Source organism: Delftia sp. CH05 (genome assembly GCF_009827015.1).
In the GTDB taxonomy this organism is placed as follows: domain Bacteria; phylum Pseudomonadota; class Gammaproteobacteria; order Burkholderiales; family Burkholderiaceae_C; genus Comamonas; species Comamonas tsuruhatensis.
Genome location: NZ_WUMG01000001.1, coordinates 86,356 through 107,247, shown reverse-complemented (window position 1 = coordinate 107,247; position 20,892 = coordinate 86,356). Strand labels below are relative to the sequence as shown.

Here is a 20,892-nt window from a genome sequence, read left to right as displayed (position 1 = left end):
CGATGCTGCATGCGGTGGGCGACAACCAGAATCTACTCCAAAGTAAGCAGTCTACGCACCAGTAGGCTCCTGCCCGACTCGACGAACCCACGCACGAGACAGCCATGGAGACACACCCCGACGGCGGCCGGCCCGCCCCCTTGCTGCAGGTCGATGGCGTCACGCTCGCCTTTGGCGGCGTGAAGGCGCTGTCGGGCGTGGGCTTCGATGTGCAGCCCGGCTCGATCACGGCCGTGATCGGTCCCAACGGCGCGGGCAAGACGTCGCTGTTCAACACCATCTCGGGCTTTTACCGGCCCACGGGCGGCTCCATCCGCTTCCAGGGCGAGGACATCACGCGCGTGCCGGCGCCGCGCCGCGCGCGGCTGGGCCTGGGGCGCAGCTTCCAGAACATTGCGCTGTTCCGGGGCATGACGGTGCTGGACAACATCAAGCTGGGCCGCCACGCCCACCTGCGCACCAACGTGTTCGATGCCCTGCTCTATCTGGGCCGCGCTCGCCGCGAAGAGGCCGAGCTGCGCCGCGACATCGAGGAGCGCATCATCGATTTCCTGGAGATAGACCACATCCGCCATGCGCCCGTGGCCGCCCTGTCCTACGGGTTGCAAAAGCGCGTGGAGATGGCGCGCGCCCTGGCCATGCAGCCGCGCATCCTGATGCTGGACGAGCCCGTGGCCGGCATGAACCGCGAGGAGACCGAGGACATGGCGCGCTTCATCCTGGACGTGCGCGCCGAATGGGGCGTGACCGTGCTCATGGTGGAGCACGACATGGGCATGGTCATGGACCTGTCAGACCATGTGGTGGTGCTCAACTTCGGCCAGGTCATCGCCCAGGGCACGCCGGCCGCGGTGCAGGCCGATCCCGAGGTGAACCGGGCCTACCTGGGCGCCGGTGATGTGGGCGAGCTGCGGCGCCGGCTGCGTGGCGCGTCCGCCCGGCCGGAGCCCGCCACGCCGCAGCCTGCCCTGGCACAGGAAGCCGCATGATGGACTGGGCCTACCTGTTCGAGATCGCCCTCACGGGCCTGGCCGGCGGCGGCCTGTATGCGCTGGCCGCGCTGGCCTTCGTGGTGGTCTACAAGGCCACGCGCGTGGTCAACATCGCCATCGGCGAGCTGCTGATGGTGGGCGCCTACCTGTTCTTCACCTTCGCGGCCATGTTCGCGCTGCCGCTGTGGCTGGCCATTCCCGCCGCCGTGCTGGGCACGGGGCTGCTGGGCGCGCTGATCGAGCGCACGATGATCCGGCCGCTGCTGGGCGAGCCGCCGATCTCGGTGTTCATGGTCACCGTGGGCCTGGCCTCGGTGCTGGTGGGCCTGGTGGAGCTGATCTGGACGGCCGACCAGCGCCGCCTGCCCGAGTTCATGCCCACGCAGCCCGTGATGATCGGCGAGGCCTTTCTCGCGCCCAAGGTGGCCTGGGGCGCAGCCGTGGCCGTGGTCTTCATCGCGGCCGTGCTGCTGGTGTTCCGCTACTGGCGCGGCGGCGTGGCCCTGCGTGCGACGGCCAGCGACCAGGCAGCGGCCTATTCGGTGGGCATCAATGTGCCGCGCGTGTTCTCGCTGGCGTGGGCGGTGTCGGCCATGATCGCCGCCGTGTCGGGAATCATCGTCGGCTCCATCGGCGGCATCTCGTCGAGCATGGGCGTGTTCGGCCTGTCGGTGCTGGTGGTCGTCATCGTGGGCGGGCTGGACAGCGTGCTGGGCGCCCTGGTCGGCGGCCTGTTCATCGGCCTGGTGGAGGCGCTGGCCGGCGCCTACCTGGGCGGCGAATACAAGCTGCTGGCCACCTTCATCGTGCTGGTCGTGGTGCTGATGCTCAGGCCCTACGGCCTGTTCGGCACACACGAGATCGAGCGGCTCTAGACAGCTTCAGAAAGACGGCAGCATGCGCATAGGCACCCTCAAGGAAAGCTACATCGCCGACGCGGCGCTGTTCGACTCCCGCACGCAACGCATCTGGCTGGCCGTGGCCGGCGCGCTGCTGGTGCTGTTTCCCTTCATGGCCAGCGACTACTGGCTGTACCTGGCCTGCCTGGTCAGCATCAACGTGGCCAGCGCCACGGGGCTGAACATCCTCACGGGCTACACGGGCCTGGTGAGCCTGGGCCAGGCCGCCTTCATGGGCCTGGGCGCCTATACGGTGGCCATCGTGCAGGCGCGCTGGGGCACGCCCGTGCTGTTCAACCTGCTGGCGGGCGGCTTCGTGGCCATGCTGGGCGGCATCGTGGTGGGCCTGCCCTCGCTGCGCGTCAAGGGCCTGTACCTGGCGATTGCCACCATCGCGGCCTCGTTCATCGCGCACTTCCTGTTCGCCAACCTCAGGCTCACGGGCGGCACGGCCGGCCTGACGCTGCAGCCGGCCACGGTGTTCGGTGTGGCGCTGGACACCTCGTTCCGGCTGTACTGGGTGATCGTGCCGGTCACGCTGCTGATGCTGCTGGGCGCGGCCAACCTGTTTCGCACACGCACAGGCCGCGCCTTCATCGCCATCCGCGACCGCGACATCTCGGCCGAGGTGCTGGGCATACCGCTGCTGCGCTACAAGCTGCTGTCGTTCGGGCTGTCCTCGTTCTACGCGGGCGTGGCGGGCGGGCTGTGGGCGTACTTCTTCCGCGTGGTCACGCCTGAGAGCTTTCCGCTCTTGATGTCCATCTTCTTTCTGGCGGCCATCATCGTCGGCGGCATGGGCTCCATCCTGGGCTCCATCCTGGGCGCGGTCTTCATGACCATGGTGCCGGAGCTGCTCAAGCTCATCGTGGACCTGCTGCCCGGCGGCTCCGAGCTCACCGTCTTCCTGTCGCCCGTGCGCACCATGGTGTTCGGGCTGCTGATCATCGTCTTTCTGGTCTTCGAGCCGCAGGGGCTCGCACAAATGTGGCGGCGCCTGCGCCGCTTCTTCCACCTGTGGCCCTTCCGCAATTGAGGCGGCGCCGCGCACGACAAGCAAAAGGAGACAAGCATGCAGCAACACCCGACTTCCTCGCGCCGCCGCAGCCTGCTGCTGGCGGCCGGCGCCAGCCTGGCCGCGCCGCTGGCCGCCCGCGCCCAGGCCGGTGGCGAAGACATCGTGATCGGCGGCTCCATCCCCATGACGGGCGTGTTCGCCTTCGCGGGCGTGGGCATCAATGCCGGCATGGGCGACTACGTGAAGATCGTCAACGAGGCCGGCGGCATCAAGGGCCGCAAGGTCCGCTACGTGCCCGAGGACACGGGCTACAAGGTCGATGTCTCGGTGGCCGCGTTCAAGAAGATCACCAGCCAGAACAAGGTCAACCTCTACTACGGCGACTCCACGGGCTTTTCCAAGACCATCAACCCCGAGTTGGACCGCAACGGCGCCATCCTCATGGCGGGCGCCTCCTTCGCCACCGAACTCAACAACCCGGCCAAGTACCCGAACCAGTTCCTCGTGGGGCCCGACTACACGGAGATGTTCGGCATCCTGCTCAAGCACATCGCCAAGGAAAAGCCGGGCGCCAAGGTGGCCTTCGTCTACTCCGACTCCGAATTCGGCCGCGACCCCATCGAGGCCAGCGAAGCGGCCGCCAAGAAGCTGGGCCTGAACATGGTGGCCAAGCTGATGACGCCGCCCGGCAGCGTGGACGTGTCCACCGAAGTCATCAAGCTGCGCCGCGCCGCACCCGACTACACCATCTTCCACGGCTACATCCTCGCGCCCATTCCCGAGTTCATCCAGCAGGGCAAGCAGATGGGCATGACCAGCCGATGGATGGGCACCTTCTGGACCATGGACAGCTCCACCGTCATGAAGATGGGCGAGGCCGGCGACGGCTTCATGGGCGTCATGCCCTACCGCTACTACTACGACACCTCGGCCAAGGCGCCCATGCTGGACAAGATCCGCGCGCTGCGCCCCGAGTACCAGAGCACGGCCTATATCCAGGGCTTTCTGGCGGCCATGCTGTTCGTGGAATCGGCCAGGCGCTGCCTGGACGCGGGCAAGCCGCTCACCGGCCCCAACCTCAAGGCAGCGCTCAACTCCATCAAGGACTTCGACACGGGCGGACTGATCGGCGTGCCCATCACCATCAAGGGCAATTCCATCCCCGTGGGCCGCGTCTACAAGGCAGATATGAAGGCGCAGAAGATGCTGCCCGCCTCTGACTGGATCGCACTTTGACTGTCGTCCGAACAGACGCCCGCACATGACCGAGCAGCCCACGGACAAGGTCCTCGAAATCAACAACATCGAGGTCATCTACAACAAGGTCGTGCAGGCCCTGCGGGGCCTTTCGCTGGCCGTGCCGCGCGGCCAGATCGTGGCGCTGCTGGGCAGCAACGGCGCGGGCAAGAGCACCACGCTCAAGGCCGTCTCCGGACTGCTGGCGCTGGAGGACGGCCTGCTGGCCAGCGGCAGCGTGCGCTACAACGGCCAGTCCACCGCGCAGTACGCGCCCCAGCAGCTGGTGCGCCTGGGGCTGTCGCATGTGATGGAGGGCCGGCGCGTGTTCGAGGACCTCACGGTGGAGGAAAACCTCGTGGCCGCGACCTACGCGCTCACGGGCCGCCATCAAGTCAAGCCCGACTTCGACCTGGTCTACAGCTACTTCCCGCGCCTGCATGAGCGACGCAAAGGCCTGGCCGGCTACCTGTCGGGCGGCGAGCAGCAGATGCTGGCCATTGGCCGCGCGCTGATCGCCGAGCCCCAGCTCATGCTGCTGGACGAGCCCTCGCTGGGCCTGGCGCCCAAGCTGGTGGAGGACATCTTCACCATCATCGCGCGCATCAATGCCGAGCGCGGCACCTCCATGCTGCTGGTCGAGCAGAACGCCACCGTGGCCCTGGCCGTGGCGCACAGCGGCTACATCATGGAGAACGGCAAGATCGTCATCGACGGCCCGGCCGAACGCCTGGCCCAGGATGCTGACGTGCGCGAGTTCTACCTGGGCATGGGTGGTGGCGGCGAGGCAAAAAGTTTTCGCGACCTGAAGCACTACAAGCGCCGCAAGCGCTGGTTGTCATGAAGCACCCCCTGAGTCGCTTCGCGCCTTCCCCCTCTCTCCCGCTTCGCGAGGGAGGGGGACAGCATCCTCGGTGCGGGGCGGCCCTTCCTCGGTGCTCCCGTGTGGGGGCACGCCAGTGTCACAGGCAGCGCGATGGGTCATTGATATGAAGAACCTTCCCGAACTCACCCTGCCCCAGATGCTGGCCGAACGCGCGCGCAGCGATGCCCAGCGCGTGGCCATACGGCAAAAGGACTTCGGCATCTGGAAGCCCACCAGCTGGGCGCGCTACCACGAGCGTGCCAGCCACTTCGGGCTGGGCCTGGCGCAGCTGGGCCTGCCGCCAGGCGGCCACATGGGCGTGATCTCCGAGAACCGCATCGAGTGGGTGCTGGCCCAGATGGGCGCGGGCCTGATCGGCGCCATCACCGTGGGCGTCTACCCCACCAGTCCCACGCCCGAGGTCGCCTACGTGGCCGGACACGCGGACATCGCCATCATGGTGTGCGAGGACCAGGAGCAGACCGACAAGCTGCTGGCCGCCCTGCCCGAGCTGCCGCAGCTGCAGAAAATCATCGTCATGGAGACCAAGGGCCTGCGCAGCCTTGCGCCCGAGCTGCGCGCCCTGATCACCACCTTCGACGAGGTCGAGCGCCTGGGCGCCCAGGCCGCCAGCCGCGCCCCCATCGAAGAGGCGCTGGCACGCCAGACGCTGGATGACGTGGGGCTGATGATCTACACCTCGGGCTCCACCGGCAAGCCCAAGGGCGCCATGATCACCTACCGCAACATCCGCGGCGTGGTGCCCGGCATTGCCGAGCGGCTGGGGCTGGATGGCGGCACGCGCCACCTGTCCTACCTGCCGCTGTGCCACGTGGCCGAGCAGATGCTGACCAGCTTCGTGCCGGTCTACCTGGGCTCGCAGGTGCACTTCGGCGAGTCCATCCGCACGGTGCAGGAAGACCTGCGCGAAGTCGCGCCCAACATGTTCCTGGGCGTGCCGCGCATCTGGGAAAAGCTGCATGCGGCCATCAGCATCAAGATGCAGGAGACCGGGTCGCTGCGCCGCACGCTCTACCGGCGTGCCATGGCGGCCTGCGCGCCGCTGGCCGAAAAGCCCCGCAGGCAGTGGAGCCTGGCCGAACACCTCACCTGGGCCGCCAGCTACTGGAGCGTGCTGCGCGCACTGCAGAACTTCATCGGCCTGCGCGAGGCGCGCGTGGCGCTCACGGGCGCCGCGCCCATACCAGCCGACGTGGTGCGCTTTTTCCGCACGCTGGGCGTGCCGCTGATCGAGGTCTACGGCCTGACCGAATCCACGGGCATGGTCACGGGCCACCGGCTGGACGACGTGTCCGTGGGCAGCGTAGGCGTGGCCACCGAAGGCGTGCAATGGCGCATTGCCAGCCTCGGCAGCAGCGCGGGCCACGAGGGTGACGACAGCGGCGAACTGCAGATCAAGGGCGACATGGTCTTCGCGGGCTACTACAAGAACCCCGAGGCCACGGCGCAAAGCATCCAGGACGGCTGGCTGCACACGGGCGACGTGGTGCGCCTGCAGGGCGGCCAGCTGCGCATCGTGGACCGCCTCAAGGACATCATGATCACCGCCGGCGGCAAGAACCTCACGCCCTCGGAGATCGAGAACACCATGAAGGCCAGCCCCTTCATCAAGGAGTGCATCGTCGTGGCCGAGGGCCGCAAGTTCGTGGGCGCGCTGGTTCAGATCGACTACGAGACCGTGGGCCAATGGGCACAGGCGCGGCGCATTGCCTTCACGCATTTCCGCTCCCTGGCCGAGATGCCCGAGGTGCGCGCGCTCATCGAGGCCGAGATCGCACAGGGCAATGCGCGCCTGGCCCAGGTCTCGCATGTGCGGCGCTTCCATCTGCTGACCAAGGAGCTGGACCACGACGATGGCGAAGTCACGGCCACGATGAAGGTGCGCCGTTCTTCCATCTACAAGACCTACGCCGCCGAAATCGACGCCCTGTACCACTGAGCCTCCCATGACCGATACGCAAGACACCCCGCTGCGGCTGCAGCGCGAAGGCGCCATCGCCACGCTGACCTTCCACCGCCCCGCCGCCCTCAACGCCATCGACGTGCCCATGGCACTGGCGCTGCGCGACGCCGTGCGCGCCCTGGCCCAGGACCGCGCGCTGCGCTGCGTGGTGCTGGAAGGCGCGGGCCGCGCCTTCATGGCGGGCGGCGACCTGGACACGCTGGCCGCCGACCCCGTGCGCGGCGCAGCCGAGCTGCTGGCGCCGCTCAACGAGGCCGTGGCGCTGCTGGGCCAGCTCGATGCGCCCGTCATCGCCAAGGTGCATGGCGCGGCGGCAGGCGCAGGCCTGTCGCTGATGCTGCAGGCCGACTTCGTCTGCGCGGCCGAGGGCACACGCTTCAACCTGGCCTACATCAACCTGGGCGCCAGCTGCGACGTGGGAGCCTCCTGGGCGCTGCCGCGCATCGTGGGCCTGCGCAACGCGCTGGAGATCGCCATGCTGGGCGAGACCCTGGACTGCGCCCAAGCGCAGCGCCTGAGCCTGATCAACCGCGTCCTGCCGCCCGCCGAACTCGACGCCGCCGTGCAGCAGCTGGCCCAGCGCCTGGCCGCCGGCCCCACGGTGGCGCTGGGCCATATGCGCCGCCTCATGCGCGCCGGTCTGGACCGCAGCCTGCGCGACCAGCTGGCGGCCGAGGCCTGCGCCTTCGATGCCTGTGCCCGCACGGCCGACCTGCCGCGCGGCATTGCGGCGTTCCACGCCAAGCAGACTCCGCAATTCGAGGGACGTTGACCTGCGCCCGGAACTGACGCCGAGGCGGCTGCGCTGCCTGCCGCCTGCCCGGCACAATGCACTCCATCCCCCGTGTTCATCGCTTCGAGGAGCTTCACCATGACCCCACGCGACGTCTTCGTCGTCGGCACTGCGCGCACCGCCATCGGCACCTTCGGCGGCAGCCTCAAGGACGTACCCAACACCCAGCTGGCCACCACGGCCGTCAAGGCCGCCATCGAGCGCGCGGGCCTGGCGCCCGACGCCGTCGGCCACGTGGTCATGGGCAATGTGATCCCCACCGATACCAAGGACGCCTACCTCTCGCGCGTGGCCGCCATCGATGCGGGCTGCCCCATCGAGACGCCGGCCTTCAACGTCAACCGGCTGTGCGGCTCCGGCCTGCAGGCCATCGTCTCTGCCGCCCAGGCCATTGCGCTGGGCGATTGCGACGTGGCCATCGGCGGCGGCAGCGAGTCCATGAGCCGCGGCCCCTACTTCGACCAGGCCGCGCGCTGGGGCGCGCGCATGGGCGACGCCAAGAGCATCGACTACATGCTGGGCATCCTGCACGATCCCTGGCAGAAGATGCACATGGGCATCACGGCCGAGAACGTGGCCGAGCGCTACCACATCAGCCGCGAAATGCAGGATGAACTGGCAGCGGCCAGCCACCAGCGCGCGGCCGCTGCCATCGCGGCCGGCCACTTCAAGGAGCAGATCGTTCCCGTGGAAATCGCCACGCGCAAGGGCGTCGTGGTCTTCGACACCGACGAGCATGTGCGCGCGGCCACCACCATCGAAGTGCTCAGCGCCATGAAGCCGGCCTTCCGCAAGGAAGGCGGCACCGTGACGGCCGGCAATGCCTCGGGCATCAACGACGGTGCCGCCGCCGTGGCACTGGCCGCAGGCGATCGCGTGGCTGCCCTGGGACTGAAGCCGCTGGCGCGCCTGGTGGGCTACGCCCATGCCGGCGTGGACCCCGCCTACATGGGCATAGGCCCCGTGCCGGCTACGCAGAAGGTGCTGCAGCGCACGGGCCTGAAGATTGCAGACATGGACGTCATCGAGGCCAACGAGGCCTTTGCGGCCCAGGCCTGCGCCGTGATCCAGCAACTGGCGCTGGACCCGGCCAAGGTCAATCCCAACGGCTCGGGCATCTCGCTGGGCCACCCGGTCGGCGCCACGGGCGCCATCATCACCACCAAGGCCATCGCCGAACTGCAGCGCACGGGCGGCCGCTATGCGCTGGTGACCATGTGCATAGGCGGCGGCCAGGGCATCGCAGCCATCTTCGAAAGGGTCTGAGCGCCCTGGGGGCGCGGCGATGTTTCACATGAAACATTGCCGGCCCGGGTGCCCGGCTGCTGGCTCAGAACGGCGCTTCTTCAGGCGCCGTGTCCACGGGTGCCGTGGCCGGCCCCGTCAGCGCACCACGGCCCGATGCCGCTGCGCGCGGTGCCGTCGCGGGAGCGTGGGCAGCAGGCGTCTGCAGCGATGCGGGAAGATCCTGGCCCAGGCCCGTGCGCCCTTCCCCGCCCAACGCCTCGATCAGATCGGGGATGAGCCTGGACAGCTCGCCCGTGGCAATCGCCACGTCGGCATCGAAGCCGCCGTCGTCCTGCGACTGGCCTTCCATCACGGCATCGAGCAGCGCGATCTTGCGGATCTGCAGACCCTCGGTCAGCACAAAGCTCACGCGGTCGTCCCAGGTCAGCGCCAGGCGTGTGGGCAGCTTGCCGTGCTCGATGTGCTGGCGCACCTCGTCGATGTCCAGCGGATGGCGCGCATAGCGCACCACGGCCTTGGATTCGTCGGCGGCCTTGAGCTCGCATTCACGGTCAATCGAAAAGCCGGCCGGGCTTTCCTGCGTGGTCAGCCAGTGCGCCATGGCGGCCTGTGCGCTGGTCTGCGTATCGACCAGGGCCAGCGCAAAGCCTGTGAGGCCCTCCACCAGCGAGCTGACCACCTCGTCGGCGCGCGCCTGGCTGCCGGTGTCCAGCACCAGGGTGCGGGCCTGCGGGTCCAGCCACACCCACATGGAGCCCTGCTTGGTGAAGGCCATGGGCAGCAGGTCCAGCTTGGCCTCGTCCTTGAGTTCCTTCTTTTCCTTCTTGCCGGGCTTGCGGCCTTCGGTGGCCTCGATGTGGGCGGCCTTCTCGTTGACGCGGCGGTTGAGCACGCTGGCCGGCAGCATCTTGGCCTCGGTCATGAAGCGCATCACCCACTGATTGGCCACGGACTCGGCCAGCGGGCCATGGGGCTCACCGCGCGGCGGCACCCAGCCGGCGCTGCGCTCCTGCGTGGCGCCGCACTCGGCAAACGGGCTCTTGCCCAGGGCTTCTTCAAGCTGCTGCAAATCGCCCTGCCAGCTCTCGGCAATGCGATAGACGATCATGTTTTTGAACATAGCGAACCTTTGCTCGGACGGACTGCGGCCGTGCCGCAAGAGGGTGTGCAACACCGGGCTGCGCCGCCTCCATCCAGAGGGAGAAAACAGAAAAAACAGCAGGGGCGCCATGCCTTGGCGCCCCGCCCGGCCATTGTGCATGCCTGGCACCGGACAGCGCTGCACAAGCTTGTCAATTCTTTACAAGCCCTGCGCAAAACCTCACGGCCCCGATACATCGGACGACCACACTTCAACCATCCGCTGCACAGGGCCCGCCAAGTGCCTTGACGGCGGCCTTCAGTCACCCTCTCCAGAAAGGATTTTGGAATGACCACCACCTTCCGCCGCACCCTCGCCAGCGCCGCAGCTGCCACCGCCTTGCTGGCATCGTTCGCCCTGCCCTCGTACGCCCAGACCGCCGCGCCGGCAGCACCGGCTGCAGCCACCACGCCCAAGCCCGAACGTCCAATGCACAAGCCCGGCGAGCGCCGCGAGCACATGCAGCAGCGCATCGCAAAGCTCAAGGCCGACCTCAAGCTCACGCCGGCCCAGGAGACCGCATGGAACACCTATGCGGCCACCTTCAAGCCCGGCGAGCGTCCCCAGCGCATGGAGCGCGAGGACTTCGCCAAGCTGACCACGCCCCAGCGCATCGACAAGATGCGTGAAATGCGCGCCCAGCGCGCGGCCGATGCCGATCGCCGCGGCGAAGCCACCAAGGCCTTCTACGCCCAGCTGGACGCCAACCAGCAAAAGACCTTCGATGCCGCCACGCTGCACAAGGGACACCCTGGCCACCACGGCATGGGCCACGGCCCGCGCCATGACCACAAGAGCGGCCAGGCCCGCCCTGCCCCGGCACCTGCCCAGTAAGCGCCAGCCTGGCCTGCCTGCCACCGGCGGGCAGCCGGATTGCTTGAGCCAGCCCTTGCACGGACGCCTTGTCGGGCGACCGACAGTGCAAGGGCTTTTTTGCTGACGCCCTGGTCTTCACCAGCCTCCCTAGAGTGTTACAGGCACAGCAACGTGTGCCGCCCCCGGAGAAGATCATGGCCCTCAAAATCATTCAAACGACGCCATCCAGCTACCAGCGCCTCGCCAAGGCACGCATCCATCCGCCAGCACGCCTGGTAGCGACCGTGATGCTGGCCTGCGCAGGCGCTGTCCTGCCGATGGCGACCCAGGCGCAATCCTTGGCGCCGGAATCCACCCCTTCCCTGTACCTGCAATATGGCGCGGCCGAGCGCAGCGCCGACAGCTGGACCCTGGGCGTTACCGTGCCCTGGCGCAACTGGCGCCATGCGCTGTGGGGCGGCCAGCTCAGCGGCTACTGGGATATCTGGGGCGCGCGATGGTCCGCCCCCCTGGAAGGCAGCCACCGCAGCACCTGGGTGGTGGGCATCAATCCCACGCTGCGCTGGCGTGGCAGCAACGGACAGTCGCCCTGGTTTGCAGAAACCGGCGTGGGTCTGAGCTGGGCACTGAACCGGCGCTACGTCACGGACGAGAAGGAATTCCCGACCCGCTACAACTTCGCCACCCATATCGGCGTGGGCTACCTGTTTGGCAACCAAGGCCAGCATGAACTGGTGCTGAGGCTGGAGCACCATTCCAACGCTGGCATCAAGAAGCCCAACCCCGGCGAAAACTTCCTGCAGCTGCGCTACGCCCACCATTTCTGACCATCGCTGCAGCCCAGCCCCGACCACCCGCGAGGTGGTCTTTTTTTTGCCCGCTGCAGGCCTGTGGAAAAACCTGGGTATAAAAACCTTGTAAATCCATGCTTATTCACAGGATGGATGCATCTCGGAAAGTTGTTCCCAAAACGGGTGCAGCTGCAAGGCAGCATCCACCACAGGGTTTGCATACTCATAACTTATTGATTTTCCATGTGAAAAATCAGTTATCAACAATTAAGCGCTTCACTTACTACTACTACTAATTAAAAAATAGAAGAAATAGGAATAACAGCCGAGCTCGGTTTTTCACAGCACGAACGCCGATCTGGATAAAAAAAGCAGCCCCCTTACCCAGGAAAAGCTGCTTGTCAACAGATCACAGCATGGTCAGACCCTGTGTTCATCCATGCATCACAGGTCTGCCTTCTGAGTGGTAAACGCTTAAATTTCTTTTAAATCAATAACTTACGAGAAAACATCACAAAAAAAGCCTGTCATGTAAAACTGTGGATAGAAGATGATCAACTTTCAAGTTATCCACAGAAAAATCCGTGACATGCAATCTATCCCCGTTGGCAAGACACCAGGAACAGGGCGTTGACCACATGTTTTTCAGTACGCTAGATCCTTGTTTTTTTTAAGGTAATGGCAGTTATCCACAGAGATATCATGCCTCTACTACTACGACTATTCTTTATAAGAAGATCAAAGAACAACCAAAGGCGAAGTCACGCCGGGAAGCCAAGGCAGCCAGGTTTGCCAAAAAAACAGACGCGTGAGCTTGGCTGGAGCCAGGCAAGTGCAAAGAAGGACTGCGCTCCAGCGAAATTGGCGCGCCTGTCTGCAAAAAATCCGCAAGACTCCTGGGCGATGGCCTTGCTCATGAAGACAAGACGTCACCCGTCACCCGGTTGGCATGCAGGTGAACGACGGCCTTTTTCACGCCAGGCTGTGAACAACCAGGGAAAACTTCGAGGAAACGGCGTCTCTCGCACGGGCACATGCGGACACGCCAGAGGCCGCCGTTGTTCATTCAAAAAAATTCAATCCTTGATCTGGGCCCTGCAAGCGGCCTGTGCATCCGAATCAGGAGCAGCTGATCCAGCACTGGCAAGGGCAATCACGAAAAGTGATGGCTGCAGCACTGCAGGGAGAAAGGATGGGAATCAGGCCGTCTCTCCAACGGCCCGCAGACAGCGCAAACACCAGGCAGATGCCAGGACCCCTGCAGGGGCGCCAAAGCGCTTCCTGGGGCCGCCTGATGGCCTGTGGGCCGTGATCTCCGGGGGTGGTCGGCAGGTGTGGCCTGCGAGGTCGCGCAGGTCCTTTGAACCTGTTGCCGGGCGCCGCATGCATGAACGGATCCCGTGGAGTGAAGTTGCCCACAGGCTGTGTGCAAATGGCCTGTGGGCAATCGGGAGGATGGTTTTCAGGAAAATTGCCTGAAATCAAGGGCTTATGTGGATGGAGCGAGGTGGAGGAAACGGAGAGGGGCTGGTTTCCCCGTTCTTTCCACAGCTTTCGTCTCAGCGTGCCGGGCGGCGCTGCAGGGCAAAGGGCGGCAGGCCCTTGAGCAGCTGCTGGCCATAGCTGGTGTTCACCAGGCGCCGGTCATAGCAGTAGACATGGGCCTGGTCTTCCTCGGTGCGGATGGCGCGGCCCACCCACTGGGCCAGCCGTATCGCCGTGGCGGGCACCACGAGTTCGTTGAAGGGGTTGCGGCCGCTGCTGCGCAGCCATTCGGCGCGGGCCTCGCCCACGGGGTCGTCGGGCGGGGCAAAGGGCAGCTTGGTGATGAACAGGGACTCGCACAGTGCGCCGGGCAGGTCCAGTCCCTCCCCGAAGGACTGCATGCCGAAGATGATGGAGGGCTCGCCCATCTCCACGGCATCGCGGTGGCGGGCCAGCAGCAGGGCGCGGGGCATGGCCGTCTGCACCAGCACCTGCGAGCGCATGGCCGTGGACAGCGCATCCACCGCCAGGCGCATCTGCTCGCGCGAGGTGAACAGCACCAGGGCGCCGGCCTGCACACGGGACAGGTCGCCCAGCAGCGCGTCCACCATCTCCTGGGTGAAGCGGGCGGCTTCCTTCGGATCGGCCACGGTTTCGCGCGCCACCAGCGTGCCCTGTCGCGCGTAGTCGAAGGGGCTGGGCACTTCCAGCGTGGTCACGGCCGCATCGTCGTGCAGGCCGGCCTCGCGCAGGAAGAAGTCGAATTGTCCACAGCTGGTCAAGGTGGCCGACGTGAGCACCGCGCCGCGCACCTGGGACCACAGGTGATGGCGCAGCGTGGCGCCGGGCAGGATGGGGCTGGCATGGGCCTTGACCACGATGTACTCGCCATCTGTCTCCAACGTGAACCATTTGGCATTGGGCACGCGGCTACTGTCGTCATCCTGCGCCGGCTGCTGCATCAGCAACTGGGCCGTGTCATAGACGGATTCCAGGCGGGGTGCCAGTGCGCCAACCTGTGCATAAGCTGTAGACAACCTGCGTGCTTCCTCTGGATTGTCCTTGATGGCGGCGCGCAGCGCCTTGGAGATGGCGCGCAGCGCGTCGAGAAAGCTGTTGGCATGGTGGGCCGCCCGGCCCAGCGGCTCCAGCAGGGGCTCGGGCAGCATGCCGCGCGGCACGCGCACCCGGGCCGGCCCCCAGCTGTCCTTTTGTGACTTGAGCGTATCGCCGTACAGCTCCATCACCAGGCGCGCCAGTTCCTGCAGCTGCTGGCGCAGCTGGCTTGCATGGCTGGGCAGGTCGGCCAGTTCCTCCACTTCGACCAGGGTATTCACGCGCAGGGCGCGGCTGGTCAGCTTGTCTATCCAGCCCAGGCGGCTCAGGTCCATCTCGCCGGCGAACTGGCCCAGCGCCGTGGCGGGCAGATGGTGGGCTTCGTCCAGCACCAGAAGGCAGTTGTCCAGCTCGGGCAGCAGCCGCGCGCCCAGGGAGGACAGCAGCAGATCGTGGTTGGCCACGATGACCTGGGCGGCCACCAAGTCCTTGCGGCGCTCGTAGTAGACGCAGTTGCTGAAGGCCGGGCAGTGCTTGCCCGTGCAGGACGAGGATTCGGCCGCCACGGGGCTCCAGGCCTCGGCCTCGGGCGGGGTTTCCAGAGAGTCGCGGTCGCCGTCCCAGGCCTGGCTGGCCAGCGCGTTGGCCATGTTTTTGTAGAACTGCATGCGCGCCTCCAGCTCCAGGGCCGGGCGTGCCACGCGGCTTTGGGCCTGGGCCTTTTCCTCGGCGAACAGATCGTCCAGATCCTCGTCCTGGGCCTCGCCGGTGCTGGCCAGCCGCTCCAGCTTCAGTTTGCAGACAAAGCGGCCCCGGCCCTTGGCCAGCGCGAACTTGAAAGGCTGCTCCAGCTGCTGGGCCAGCGCGGGCAGATCCTTGTTCACCAGCTGTTCCTGCAGCGCCACGGTGGCCGTGGAAATCAGCACCCGGGTGCCGCGCGCCAGCGCCATCGAAATGGCGGGAATGCTGTACGCCAGCGATTTGCCCACCCCCGTTCCGGCCTGCACCACGGCAATGGACCGGGTGGGCTCCGGCGCGCCCTCATCGATTTTTCCCAGCTGGGCCTGGCTCAAGGTCTGCGCGACCTGGGCCGCCATTTTTCGCTGCCCCTCACGATTTCGGAACCCTGGGATGGCTCCGACCACGTCATCGAAGGATTTCAGGGCTTGGTCAGCCCATTTTTTTTCATGCATTTCGGCGTATTTCGACCAGATGGATCACTTTGGTCCGTCTGTTTATAAGGATTCGTACAGTGATATGTATTAAATAAGATGCGAAATCTTATGGAATACAGCGCACAAAGCGCGTTTTTCGTATGCCGTACAGCCTACAAGCTGCACGTCATATGGATCACTGCACCCGCCAATCGCATGTGCGTACAGGTGGGTATCGGTGGCCGGGATGGACATCTGTCCACCGGCTGTTCCTGGATTGTTCCCATGGCCGTTGATGGCTGTGCGCGTGGCTGCATCCACAGTCTTGCCCACAGCTGCCAGGGTGTGCGGCCTGTGGTCAATCTTGTGTGCATGCTGTTGGCATACCTGTGGATTGATTGAGTAATTGTCGCGATTCATCGTTGATTTGCAACGAATTTTTCGCGGATTCAGGTTTGCTGCAATTTGCAGAAGGTGATGGAAGTTGTCATCACTGTGGAAAACAGGGCTTGTGCAGATCTCTGGCTTTGCAGGGCACATTTTTCCCCGGGATATCCACAGGTCTGCCGCCGCTGCGGCCTGGCCTGGGTCCCACGCCAGGCGGCAGGTCCGGGGCCGCGCAGGCTGTGCGCCGCGGACCGCGCCGGATCTCGCAAAAGTCCGGCAAAGGCACAGACCATCCCCGCCGGGGACAGGTCCCGGGGGCGAGCCCAGGGCATGCGAGTGCCTTACCAAACGGTAATGAAGGCTTCACGCACGCCGGAAGATGCGTTTTCTAGCATCTGTTTCATCTCAGGAGACAAGGGTCGGCTCGCTGCAGTCCCTGCGCTCCAGGCATGGATTGAAGGGGCAAGAATGATCAAGACACTTGCGGGCCTGCCCACGGCAGCCCGGTTTCCGGCGGCCTCGGCATGCGCCGTCATCGCCGTGGCCTGCCTTGTGGCGGGCTGCGATGCATCCAAGGCATCGGCACAGAACGAGCCTGCCGCGCAGGCACCCGCGCCCGCCGGCGTGGTGCGGGTCAAGCCCGAGTCGCTGAAGATGCTGGACATCGCCGCGGTGGCCGATCCGCAGGGCACGCAGATGGCCTGGGCGCCGGCGCGCGTGACCTTTGCCGAGGACCGCGTGGCCACCGTCTCGGTGCCGCTGGCCGCGCGCGTGGTGTCCGTGCGTGCCCACGTGGGCGACATCGTCAAGGCCGGCGACGAGCTGGCCACCCTGGTCAGCCCCGAGGCGCTGCGCGTGCGCTACGAAGTGGAAGCTGCCCGCAGCGCGCATGACGTGGCAACCGTGGAAGTGCGGCGCCAGCAGACCATGGTGGACAAGGGCGTGGGCGTGGAAGTGGATCTGCGTGCGGCCCAGGCCAAGCTGCGCGAGTCGGCCCAGGAGCTCGCGCGTGCCCAGGGCACGTCGGCGCTGCTGGGGCAAGGCGGCGGCGACCGGCTGGTGCTGCGTGCGCCGCGCGCCGGCGTGGTGGCCGAGCGCAAGGCCGTGGTCGGCGCCTCGGTCGAGCCCAGCGGCGAGCTGTTCCTGATCGGCGATCCCGCCGCCATGAACGTGGTGGCCGATGTCTTCGAAAGCGATCTGCCCGGCATCCGCCTGGGCAGTGCCGTGCAGGTCGATGTGCCGCAGCTGCCCAAGCCCCTGACCGGCACGGTGCGCCACCTGGGCGCCACGCTGGACAAGGAATCGCGCCGCGCCTCCGTCATCGTGCAGCTCGATGCGCAAAACCCCGTGCTGCGTTCCGGCATGCAGGCGCGCGTGGGCCTGCAGGTCTCCAACGAGCACGAGATGCTGATCCCCGTGACGGCCGTGCTCATCAAGGATGAAAGCCGCAGCATCGTCTTCGTGCAGACCGGCGAGCTGCAGTTCGAGGCCCGCACCGTGGTGCTGGGCCGGCCCTCGCGCGGCATGGTGCCCGTGGTGTCGGGCCTGAAGTCGGGTGAGAAGATCGTCGTGCGCGGTGGCCTGCTGCTCGACGGCGCAGCCAGCCAGCTGCTCTGATCGCGGCAAGGAGTCCCATCAATGCTGCGTTCCCTGATAGCGTTTGTGGTGCACCGGCGGCTCGTCGCCCTGTGCGCCACCCTGATCATCGCCATCTATGGCGTGTATTCGTACCTGCACACGGCCATCGAGGCCTATCCCGATGTGACCAATGTGCAGGTGGGCGTGATTGCCCAGGCGCCGGGCCTGGCCCCCGAGGAGGTGGAGCGCCAGATCACCCAGCCGCTGGAGCGCGAGCTCAACGGCACGCCGGGCCTGGTGTCGCTGCGCTCGGAGAGCTACTTCGGCCTGGCCATGATCAACCTCGTCTTCAATGACGAGGCCGACAGCTTCCATGCGCGCGCCGAGGTGTCGCAGCGCCTGCCCCAGGCCAATCTGCCCGACGGCGTCACGCCCGAGATGGCGCCCGACTACACGCCGCTGGGCAAGATCTTCTACTACCGCCTGAAGAGCGACCGCCACACGCTGGCGCAGCTGCGCACCGAGCAGGAATGGCGCGTGGTGCGCGTGCTCAAGCAGGTGCAGGGCGTGGCCGACGTGGTCAGCATCGGCGGCTTCGTCAAGGAGTACCACGTCGAGGTCGATCCCGAGAAGCTGTATGCGCTGGGCCTGTCGCTGGAAGACGTGAGCGATGCCCTGTCCAAGTCCAACCGCAACGTGGGCGGCGGCCTGATGCGCCGCGGCGAGCAGTCGCTGATCATCCGCGGCATCGGCCTGCTGCGCACGCCGCAGGAGATCCAGGGCGTGGTCGTGGCCATGCGCGGCAGCGCGCCCGTGACCATTGGCGACGTGGCGCGCGTGGTGCAGTCGCACACGCCGCGCCAGGGCTCGGTGGGCATGGACGATGCCGACGACGTGGTCCAGGGCATCGTGCTGCTCAAGCGCGGCGAGAACCCCTCGGTGGTGCTGGACCAGATCCATGCCAAGGTGGCCGCGCTCAATGACGGCGGCCTGCCCGAGGGCATGCACATGGAGACCAACTACGACCGCTCCGACCTGGTCGGCCACACGCTGGGCACGGTGCAGCACAACCTGCTGTTCGGCGCCACGCTGATCGTGGGCGTGCTGTGGCTGTTCCTGCGCAGCCTGCGCGGCTCGCTGATCGTGGCCACGGTGATCCCGCTGTCGCTGCTGGTGGCCTTCATCGGCCTGCACCTGCTGGGCATGCCGGCCAACCTGATCTCCATGGGCGCCATCGACTTCGGCATCATGGTGGACGGCGCCGTGGTGCTGGCCGAGAACATCATCCGCAACGCCCGCCTGCGCAAGCCGCAGACGCAGGCGGACATGCGCCACATCATCATCGACTCGGCCGTGGCCGTGGCCAAGCCCACGCTGTTCGCCATGGCCATCGTGATCGCGGCGCTGATCCCCGTGTTCTCGCTGGAAAGCATCGAGGGCCGCATCTTCCGTCCGCTGGCCATGACCTACAGCTTCGCGCTGCTGGGTGCCCTGGTCTTCGCCATGGGCCTGGTGCCGGCGCTGTGCGCGCTGTTCCTCAAGCCCCAGCACGTGATGGTGGAAGAGCCCAAGATCTTCGACCGCGCGCACCACGGCTACCAGCACTGGATCGGCAGCCTGCTGGGCGCCGGGCGGCGCCGTGTCATGGTGGTGGTCGCCTCGCTGGCCATCCTGGTGGCGGCCGGCCTGTCGGCCGCCTGGCTGGGCACGGAATTCCTGCCCGAGCTCGATGAAGGCGACGCCTACGTGCTGGTGCAGATGCCGGCATCGATCTCGCTGGAAAAGGGCCAGGAAGTGCTGCGCGACGTGCGCCTGCGCCTGAAGACCTTCCCCGAGGTCATCACCGTCACCACCGAGCAGGGCCGTCCCGAGTCCGGCACCGACAACGAGACGCTGAACCTGGCCAAGGTGCTGGTGCGCCTGAAGGGCCACGGCGAATGGCGCAAGGGCCTGACCAAGCCCCAGCTCATCGAGCAGATGCGCGCCACGCTCAGCGAGATTCCGGGCGTGTCGTTCAACTTCGCCCAGCCCATCCGCGACAGCGTGGAGGAATCGACGTCCGGCGCGCGCGGCCAGGTGGTGCTCAAGGTCTTCGGCCCCGACATTCCGCAGCTGCGCTCCATCCTGCAGCAGACCGTGGACCTGGTGAAGGACATCGACGGCGTGGTCGACCTGGGCCTGTACCGCGACGCGCCTGCGCCCCAGGTGCACGTGGAGTTCGACCGCCAGGCGCTGGCGCGCCAGGGCATTGCCATGGAGACCGCGCAAAAGACGCTGGAAGCGGCGCTGGCCGGCAACATCTCCACCACGCTGTGGGAGGGCGAGTACCCCGTGCCCGTGCGCGTACGCCTGCCCTATGTGGACCGCATGGATGAGGAGCGTATCCGCAACATCGCCATCCCCCTGCCCAATGGCGCTGCGGGCGGCTCGGTGCCGCTGCACTCCGTGGGCCAGGTCGCCATCAAGATCGGCAACTCCTCCATCTTCCGCGAAGGCAATGCGCGCTACATGGCGCTCAAGTTCAACGTGGAAGGCCGCGACATCGGCTCCGTGGTCAAGGACACGCTGGCCACGTTCAAGAAGAACGTGAAGATCCCCGAGGGCTACCAGGCCGTCTGGGGCGGCGAGTGGGAGAACCAGCAGCGCGCGGCCGCACGCCTGAAGATCGTGGTGCCGCTGTCGCTGATCATCGTCTACGCCCTGCTGTTCGGCGCGCTGGGCCAGGCGCGCAGCGCCGGCATCATCTTGCTGTGCGCGCCCTTCACCATGGTGGGCGGCATCGCGGCCCTGCACTTGGCGGGCATCGAGCTGTCCATCAGCGCGGCCATCGGCTTCATTGCCTTGCTGGGGCAGGTGGCGCTGGCCGGGCTGCTGGTGGTCTCGGCCGTGGAGGAGCTGCGACGGCAGGGTATGCCCATGATGCAGGCCCTGGTCGAGGGCGCTGCCGAGCGCATGCGCTCCATCGTGCTCGTGGCGCTGCTGGCGCTGCTGGGCCTGCTGCCCATGGCGCTGTCCACGGGCGTGGGCAGCGAGACGCAAAAGCCCTTCGCCTCCGTGATCGTGGGCGGCATGGTGGTGCTGCCCCTGGTGGCCCTGGTGCTGCTGCCCGTGCTCTATGCGCTGCTGGGCCCCAAGAACATGTTGACGCAGGAAGAACTCGATGAAAAAGAGTAAGCACCCCCTGAGCGGCTGCGCCGCTTCCCCCTCTCGCTTCGCGGGGGGGACGACGCCCTCGCCGCGAGGCGGCTCTTGCTCGGCGTCCCTGGCTTTTGGTCGCGCCGGTTTTGCAGGCAGCGCCCGTTATCGGGCCCTGTTTGTGGCTGTGGCGCTGTGCTGCGGGGCGGGTTCTGCGCTTGCGCAGCAGGCTGTACCCGCTGTACCCGCTGTACCCGCTGTACCCGCTGTACCGGGCGGGGCGGCTGTGCCGGCCATCACTGCGGCGCCTGCCT

Annotated in this window: 14 protein-coding genes; 12 read left to right on the top strand and 2 right to left on the bottom strand. The window is 66.5% G+C overall.

Annotation, left to right across the window (positions count from 1 at the left end; translation table 11 throughout):
• The first annotated feature begins 104 nt into the window (after positions 1-104).
• From GRX31_RS00460 to GRX31_RS00425, 8 genes are all read left to right on the top strand, one after another.
• Positions 105-989 (top strand): ABC transporter ATP-binding protein, encoded by an 885-nt coding sequence (locus GRX31_RS00460; protein ID WP_160850998.1) that lies wholly within the window; start codon positions 105-107, stop codon positions 987-989.
• On the top strand, positions 986-1,867 hold the full coding sequence (locus GRX31_RS00455) for a branched-chain amino acid ABC transporter permease (RefSeq protein ID WP_017406956.1): 882 nt from the start codon (positions 986-988) through the stop codon (positions 1,865-1,867). Before GRX31_RS00460 ends, GRX31_RS00455 begins: the two co-directional genes overlap by 4 nt.
• Before the next feature lie 22 nt (positions 1,868-1,889).
• Positions 1,890-2,927 (top strand): branched-chain amino acid ABC transporter permease, encoded by a 1,038-nt coding sequence (locus tag GRX31_RS00450; protein ID WP_046239407.1) that lies wholly within the window; start codon positions 1,890-1,892, stop codon positions 2,925-2,927.
• A 36-nt stretch (positions 2,928-2,963) separates the two neighbouring features.
• Complete coding sequence (locus GRX31_RS00445; protein WP_016447278.1) at positions 2,964-4,145, top strand: ABC transporter substrate-binding protein; 1,182 nt, start codon at positions 2,964-2,966, stop codon at positions 4,143-4,145.
• Between the two features lie 25 nt (positions 4,146-4,170).
• Complete coding sequence (locus tag GRX31_RS00440) at positions 4,171-4,989, top strand: ABC transporter ATP-binding protein (protein ID WP_016447277.1); 819 nt, start codon at positions 4,171-4,173, stop codon at positions 4,987-4,989.
• Positions 4,990-5,134: 145 nt separating this feature from the next.
• Complete coding sequence (locus GRX31_RS00435) at positions 5,135-6,970, top strand: AMP-dependent synthetase/ligase (protein ID WP_160850996.1); 1,836 nt, start codon at positions 5,135-5,137, stop codon at positions 6,968-6,970.
• Between the two features lie 7 nt (positions 6,971-6,977).
• Positions 6,978-7,766: an enoyl-CoA hydratase/isomerase family protein gene (locus tag GRX31_RS00430; RefSeq protein ID WP_160850994.1), complete on the top strand. Its 789-nt coding sequence runs from the start codon at positions 6,978-6,980 to the stop codon at positions 7,764-7,766.
• A gap of 99 nt (positions 7,767-7,865) precedes the next feature.
• The gene (locus GRX31_RS00425; protein ID WP_047217528.1) at positions 7,866-9,053 is read left to right on the top strand and encodes an acetyl-CoA C-acyltransferase family protein; all 1,188 of its coding nucleotides are present in this window, start codon (positions 7,866-7,868) and stop codon (positions 9,051-9,053) included.
• A gap of 64 nt (positions 9,054-9,117) precedes the next feature.
• On the opposite strand, the gene GRX31_RS00420 is transcribed toward GRX31_RS00425, so the two are convergent.
• Positions 9,118-10,155, bottom strand: coding sequence for a recombination-associated protein RdgC (locus tag GRX31_RS00420; protein ID WP_016447273.1), 1,038 nt, complete (start codon positions 10,153-10,155; stop codon positions 9,118-9,120).
• Positions 10,156-10,464: 309 nt separating this feature from the next.
• Between GRX31_RS00420 and GRX31_RS00415 the strand changes: the two genes are divergently transcribed.
• Complete coding sequence (locus GRX31_RS00415) at positions 10,465-11,010, top strand: Spy/CpxP family protein refolding chaperone (protein WP_016447272.1); 546 nt, start codon at positions 10,465-10,467, stop codon at positions 11,008-11,010.
• A gap of 176 nt (positions 11,011-11,186) precedes the next feature.
• Positions 11,187-11,819 carry an acyloxyacyl hydrolase gene (locus GRX31_RS00410; protein ID WP_016452298.1) on the top strand — a complete coding sequence of 211 codons (633 nt, stop codon included), beginning with the start codon at positions 11,187-11,189 and terminating at the stop codon, positions 11,817-11,819.
• A gap of 1,523 nt (positions 11,820-13,342) precedes the next feature.
• On the opposite strand, the gene dinG is transcribed toward GRX31_RS00410, so the two are convergent.
• Positions 13,343-15,517 (bottom strand): ATP-dependent DNA helicase DinG, encoded by a 2,175-nt coding sequence (gene dinG, locus GRX31_RS00400; RefSeq protein WP_160850992.1) that lies wholly within the window; start codon positions 15,515-15,517, stop codon positions 13,343-13,345.
• A gap of 816 nt (positions 15,518-16,333) precedes the next feature.
• Here dinG and GRX31_RS00395 point away from each other — a divergent pair.
• Entirely contained in the window at positions 16,334-17,482 is a 1,149-nt protein-coding gene (locus GRX31_RS00395; protein WP_016454185.1) for an efflux RND transporter periplasmic adaptor subunit, read from the top strand.
• A 21-nt stretch (positions 17,483-17,503) separates the two neighbouring features.
• The gene (locus tag GRX31_RS00390; RefSeq protein ID WP_160850989.1) at positions 17,504-20,617 is read left to right on the top strand and encodes an efflux RND transporter permease subunit; all 3,114 of its coding nucleotides are present in this window, start codon (positions 17,504-17,506) and stop codon (positions 20,615-20,617) included.
• Positions 20,618-20,892: the final 275 nt, after the last annotated feature.